Consider the following 6033-nt stretch of genomic DNA (forward strand, 5'->3'; position numbering starts at 1 on the left):
AAAAGCTTGCCTTACCGTTGCGCAGCGTGGTGTAGAAGAGGCTTCATCAGTTGACCTATTTCGCCGCACAGGAGAGATTATCGAGAAGTCAAACCCAGCGATACCGCCCGTTCACGACCGGTGGCTATCATCGTCCTCCCCGCGGTGGAAATCCCGGAATAGGCGTTGAAGTGTCCCTGTGGCCCTTCATTCGTCCTCCCCGCGGAGGAGGAAATCCCGGTACAGCTTCTCCTCCGTCTCTTCTTTCAGCCGTCGGGTCATCAGCTCGTGCAAGACCTCGGAGGGCTCGCTCCGACCCTCGATCACTGCCTTCACCCCCATGGCGATGGGGGTTTCTACCCCCAGTCCTCCGGCCATCTCCGTTACCATGCGGGTAGTGTACACCCCCTCCACCACCATGCGGGTCCCGGACAGAACTTCCTCCGCCCGCTCCCCCCGGCCCAGGCTCTCGCCGAAGGCCCGGTTGCGGGAATGGCGGCTGATGCAGGTGACGATGAGGTCCCCGATTCCCGAGAGTCCGGAAAAGGTGATGGGATTGGCGCCCAACGCGGCCCCGAAGCGGGCCATCTCCGCCAGCCCCCTGGTGATGAGGCTGGCCTTGGTGTTGTCGCCCAGCCCCAGGCCGTCCAGAACCCCGGCGGCGATGGCGATGACGTTCTTGTAGGCTCCGCCCACCTCCACCCCGATGACGTCGGGATTGGTGTAGACGCGGAAATACTCGGAACTGAAAACCCTCTGCAGGAAGCGGGCCAAGTCACCCTCCCGGGAGGCTACGACTGTGGCGCTGGGCACCAGCCTGGCCACCTCCTCGGCGTGGTTGGGGCCGGAAAGCACGGCCACTCCCCGCCCAGCGGTCCTCCCCAGCTCCTCGGAGATGGCCACCGAAAGACGGCTTCCCGTGTGGTAGTCGAATCCCTTGGCCAGGTTGAGGACCGGCGTGTCCGCGGGCAGAAAGCGTCCCATCTCGCGGGCCACCTCGCGGGTCCAGCGGGAGGGTACGGCCATCACCGCCAGCTCGCATCCGGCCAGCGCGCACTCCATATCCCCTTCGGCCCTTAGCCCGGAGGGTAAGGGGACATCGCTCAAGAAATAGGGGTTCCTTCCCGAGAGATTGATTCCTTCCGCCACTTCCCGCTCCCGGGCCCAGAGGGTCACCCGGTGCCCGAGACGGTGGAGGTGCGCGGCCATGGCCGTCCCCCAGCTTCCCGCCCCCACCACGGTTATCCTCAAGCCCCCTCCTCCCCGGTTTTTCTCGGGCGCAGCGAGATCCTGGGCTCCTTTCCCGACAGCAGCCGGCCGATGTTCTCGCGGTGACGGTAAAAGGCGAAGAGGCTGGCCAGGCAGGAGACCGCCAGGTGGGGCCAGTACCCGGAAAGGTCCCCGTGAAGGAGGACGGCGGTGGCGACGGGGAAGGCCAAAGCCGCGGAGAGGGAACCCACGGACATAATCCTGCTCACCAGGACCATGACCAGGAAGATTCCCAACACGGCTACTGTGACCTGCCACGGGTAGGCGGCGATGATCACCCCGCCGCTGGTGGCTATACCCTTACCGCCCTTGAAGCGGAGGTAGAGGCTCCAATTATGGCCCACGATGGAGAGGAGGCCCGCCAGCAGGGAGAGCCCCGGTCCCAGTCCCAGCGCCCTGCCCATGGCTACCGCGGCCACCCCTTTTCCCATGTCCAGGAGGGTGACGGCGATGAAGGGCCGCACCCCGAAATTGCGCAGCACGTTGGTGGCCCCGATGTTGCCGGATCCCAGGCGACGGATGTCACTCCTGAAGATCAGCCTGGATACCAGGAGGCCGAAGGGTATGGAGCCCAGGAGATAACTGCCTAGCAGCCATAAGGACGCTTTCCAGGCCATGATCCCCCTTTACTCGCCTTCCTATGAAACTGATTGCGGTGCGTGGCCGCTCGAACGCCTGGTTTGACGAAAAATATAACACACGGGGGCCGTCAACGTTTCCGGTCCCAGCGACCGACGAAACCATGCGTCGCCCACGGGACGCCTTGCGCGCTTCAACCCGGCGGTGTCCATCGCCCGCTGCCTTCCTTCCGCATGGCCCGGTTTCAACCCCACGGGCCAGGTCCAGGCGGTTGACGGCTCAGGTGCCCTCGCGGAGGCGGCGGCGGGGTCGCAGGACGATGCGCAGCGGGGTTCCCTCCAGCTCGAAGGTCTCCCTCAGCTTGCGCTCCAGGAATCTCTCGTAGGCGGGATCGGCCAGGTCCGGGCGGTTGACGAAGAAGACGAACTGGGGAGGGGCGCTCCGGGCCTGGGTAACGTAGTAGAACTGCAATCGTTTTCCCTTTCTCGAGGGAGGAGGCGACTGGGAGAGGACGCGGTGCAGGAGGTCGTTGAGCCGGGAGGTCTGTACCCTGGACTCCCAGTTGGCCCGCACGCGGTCCACGGCGGGGAGGACCTTTCCCAGCCCGGCCCCGCTCAGGGCGCTCACCTTCAGGAAAGGGGCGTAGTCGATGAAACGCAGCTTTTCCGTGGCATCCTCGACGACCTCGACGGCCTTCCCGCTCCCCTTAACCAGATCCCACTTGTTGAGTACCACTACGCAGGCACGGCCGTCCTCCTTGATACGGGCGGCTATCTTCTGGTCCTGGTCGGTCACGCCCTCCGAGGCGTCCACCACCAGGAGGGCTACCTGCGAGCGGTCTATGGCCCGCCACACCCGGACCAGGCTGTAGAACTCCACGCTCTCCCTGATCCTGGCGCGCCGCCGCCAGCCAGCGGTGTCGATGAAGCGGTACCTTTTTCCATCTATTTCCAGGAGGGTATCCACCGCATCCCTGGTGGTGCCCGGCATCTCGCTGGTTATGGAACGTTCTTCGGCCAGCAGGGCGTTGAACAGGGTGGACTTGCCCACGTTGGGCCTGCCCACGATGGCCACCACCGTCTCGGAACCCTCCTCCCCCTCCTCCGGGGACACCTTCGGGAGAGCCTCCACCACCGCGTCCAGTAGGTCCCCCACGTTGCGGCCGTGCATGGCGGAGACCGGCCAGGGGTCCCCCAGCCCGAGGGAGTACCACTCCACCACCTCCCTCTCCCGGCTCTGGTTGTCCACCTTGTTGGCTACCAGCATGACCGGTTTCCCGGTCTTTCTCAACTCCTGGGCCACCTCCTGGTCCATGGGGGTCACCCCTTCCACGGCGTCCACCAGCATGAGCACCAGGTCCGCCTCGCGGACGGCGGCCATGGCTTGGCGCCCGATGGCCCGGGTGAGGTCCTCCTCGGCGGCGGGGTCCAGACCTCCCGTGTCCACGATGCGGAAATCCCTCCCCCGCCAGGAGGCCGTGAAATAATTGCGGTCCCTGGTCACCCCGGGCATCCTCTCCACTATGGCCTCTCCCCGGGCCACGATGCGGTTCACCAGGGTGGACTTGCCCACGTTGGGTCTCCCCACCACGGCTACCAGGGGCAGGGGCGAGATTACCTTCCTTCTCTCCTCCATTCGCGGTCCCTTCCAGTCGCTGTACTTCTACAAGGACATTTTACAATCGAAGGACAATCCAAGGGGTTCAAGTGCTGTGCCAGTCAAAAGCGGAGAGAAAGATGTCCCCCCTAGCCCGCAGGGGGTGAAGGCGGTACCCAGTATGGGAGGCAATGTCCTCCACCGTGAGCCCGTCGAGGAAACGGCCCTCCCTCACCAGGTTCTCGGGGACAAGGACATCCCGGCCGGCGGGGCCTCCTTCCCGCAGCGCCTTCAGGATATCCCTGCCTCCCAGAAGGGAGCTCACGGTTACCGTGCCTCCGAAGAGCCCGTTTTTCGCCACCACCAGCTCCACCCCTTCCACCCCCGCCTCGGAAAGGGCCCTGCGGATAACGGGTTCGCCGGCCTCTCCGGTCAGAACGACCGGCCTTTCACCGCCATCACCCGCGTCGCCACCCACGTGCCCCTTCTCTGGAAGCCTCGTTGATCTTTCCGGGCCACCGCGGCGCGCGAGGGAGGCGGCCTCTTCCAGGAATTTCCTGGCCATCCCTACCCCGTTCTCCAGCTGCGGGAAACCCTCGTAGTGCTCCGCCGGCGGGAAGTCGCGTCCTGCCAGGAGGTAAAACTCGTCAGAGGCGTGGAAAAGGCGCCTTCCCAGGAGGCCCAGGGCCTTCTCCTGGAACTCCTCCACCAGGTCCAGGACGGAGGACGCCGTCCCCGCATCGTGAGGCCCGATGCCGGGGGCCCGCTCCCCCGCTAAGCGGGTGAGGCCCACGGGGACCACTCCAAGGGAGGTAGCCTGGAACGCGTACAGGACTTCCTCAAAGGTGCGGCGCAGGGCGAACCCGTCGTTGATCCCCGGGCAGCAGACCACCTGGAGATGTACTTCCAGCTCGGCCTCCAGCAGCAGCCGGAGGACTTCCAGTCCCCGGCCCGCTCCCTTGCCCATGAGCCGGGACCTCAGGTCGGGGTCGGTGGAATGGAGCGACACGTAGAGGGGCGAGAGACGCAGGTTGATTATGCGCCTCACCTCCGCGGCATCCAGGTTGTTCAGGGTGATGAAGTTGCCGTGCCAGAAGGAGAGGCGGTAATCGTCATCCTTGAGGTAAAGCGAGGGACGCAGGCCCGGGGGCATCTGGTCCACGAAGCAGAACACGCAGCGATTTCGGCAGGTGATTACCCCGTCAAAGACCGGGTCCTCGAAGACCAGCCCCAGGGGACGGCCTTCCTCCTTGCGTATCTTAACCACCAGGACCCTGTCCCCGCGCCGCAGGCGGAGTTTCACCACCGGCCCGTCTCCCCAGAGCATGAGGTCCAGGAAGTCCCGCGGCCGCCGCCCGTTCACCTCCAGCAGAAGGTCCCCTTCCCTGACCTCCCCGCTGCAGGGGCTCCCCCCGCGCACCTCCACCACGCGCGGGGGGCGCCACCTACGCCTACTCATGTCCCCATCTCCATGCGTCGCAGTATCTCCTGCACCACCTGGGAGACCTTCATCCCGGTGGTGTCTATGACCACCGCGTCGGGGGCCCGGCGCAGGGGATTGACCTTGCGGGTGCTGTCCAGGTGGTCCCTTCTCACTATCTCCTGCTCCACCGCCCTCAGGGTGACCTGGTATCCCCCGCGGCGCATCTCCCGGTACCTTCGCCGTGCCCTCTCCCTGAGGGAGGCGGTGATGAAGAACTTGTAATCGGCCTGCGGAAAGACCACCGTGCCCACGTCCCGGCCCTCCGCCACCAGTCCCCCCTCAACCGCCCAGTCCCTCTGCTTCCTGACCATCTCACGACGCACCTCGGGGTGGCTGGATACCTCCGAGACATGTGCGGAAACCTCCCGGGAACGGATGGCTGAGGTCACGTCCTCCCCGTCCAGGAAGAAACGGTGTGGAGGCCTCATTCCCCGGCGGTATTCACCCCGCACCTCCATCTCCCTCGCCATCTCCGCCAGGCCCGGTCCGTCTTCCAGGTCATGGTGCTCCCGCAAGGCCTTGAGGGTGAGGGCACGGTACATGGCCCCGGTGTCCAGGTAGGTCAAGCGAAGCCGTCGGGCCAGGCTGCGGGCCACGGTACTCTTTCCCGCCCCCGCCGGCCCGTCTATGGCGATGATGGGGCCTTTGCCGGTCACCTGGAGCAACCTCCGTTTTCCCCGGGATGCTTTCCCGTTCCCGCTCATGACGCAAATTCGATCCTCCCTTGGTAAAGATTATAGGACACATGAGGAACCGGGATGAGCGGACGACTCACCCCCAGGCCGCTCCGGGGTTCTTGCCGTGGGAGCGCCGGGGAGAGGGGGCTTCGATAGAGGTATCTCCTCGTGTCCACGCCGGGTAGGTGATGTATCGGGATTCCTTGACCATATGACCTCGTGGAAGTCCTCAACCTTAAAAAGCGCATTCCACGCCCATGAAAGTTGCGGTTCAGCCGGTGAATCTTAATGGAAATCCCTTGGTAAGTCGGTGTTTAACGGACTGGCGTAGTTACCTGCAGATTGTCGATAACGCCTACCCTGTCGATCCTTGCATCCCTCTGCGCGAACGTTGTGGTAGCGTATACGAAATTGTGTCACCAAATCCATAGACATTATGGAGAGCAATCA

General features: G+C 64.6%; 5 protein-coding genes. All 5 read right to left on the minus strand.

Annotated elements, in window-relative coordinates; translation table 11 throughout:
* Nucleotides 1-186: 186 nt before the first annotated feature.
* The 5 genes from QME84_10360 to cmk all read right to left on the minus strand — a co-directional run bounded on the left by QME84_10360 (nt 187) and on the right by cmk (nt 5562).
* A complete protein-coding gene (locus tag QME84_10360; GenBank protein ID MDI6874667.1) occupies nt 187-1230 on the minus strand; it encodes an NAD(P)H-dependent glycerol-3-phosphate dehydrogenase in 1044 nt (347 codons plus the stop codon).
* The gene (plsY, locus tag QME84_10365; GenBank protein MDI6874668.1) at nt 1227-1865 is read right to left on the minus strand and encodes a glycerol-3-phosphate 1-O-acyltransferase PlsY; all 639 of its coding nucleotides are present in this window, start codon (nt 1863-1865) and stop codon (nt 1227-1229) included. The genes QME84_10360 and plsY overlap by 4 nt, the downstream gene beginning before the upstream one ends.
* 241 nt (nt 1866-2106) lie before the next feature.
* Nucleotides 2107-3462, minus strand: coding sequence for a ribosome biogenesis GTPase Der (gene der, locus QME84_10370; GenBank protein MDI6874669.1), 1356 nt, complete (start codon nt 3460-3462; stop codon nt 2107-2109).
* A 67-nt stretch (nt 3463-3529) separates the two neighbouring features.
* Nucleotides 3530-4882, minus strand: coding sequence for a DUF512 domain-containing protein (locus QME84_10375; GenBank protein ID MDI6874670.1), 1353 nt, complete (start codon nt 4880-4882; stop codon nt 3530-3532).
* Complete coding sequence (cmk, locus tag QME84_10380) at nt 4879-5562, minus strand: (d)CMP kinase (protein ID MDI6874671.1); 684 nt, start codon at nt 5560-5562, stop codon at nt 4879-4881. Before cmk ends, QME84_10375 begins: the two co-directional genes overlap by 4 nt.
* Between the last annotated feature and the right edge of the window lie 471 nt (nt 5563-6033).

It is taken from the genome of Actinomycetota bacterium (assembly GCA_030019255.1).
In the GTDB taxonomy this organism is placed as follows: Bacteria; Actinomycetota; Geothermincolia; order Geothermincolales; family RBG-13-55-18; genus Solincola_A.

Bases quoted from the DNA above. Each gene is read 5' to 3' on its own strand.
- plsY (MDI6874668.1), bottom strand. From the start codon at position 1,865: ATGGCCTGGAAAGCGTCCTTATGGCTGCTAGGCAGTTATCTCCTGGGC.
- der (MDI6874669.1), bottom strand. From the start codon at position 3,462: ATGGAGGAGAGAAGGAAGGTAATCTCGCCCCTGCCCCTGGTAGCCGTG.
- QME84_10375 (MDI6874670.1), bottom strand. From the start codon at position 4,882: ATGAGTAGGCGTAGGTGGCGCCCCCCGCGCGTGGTGGAGGTGCGCGGG.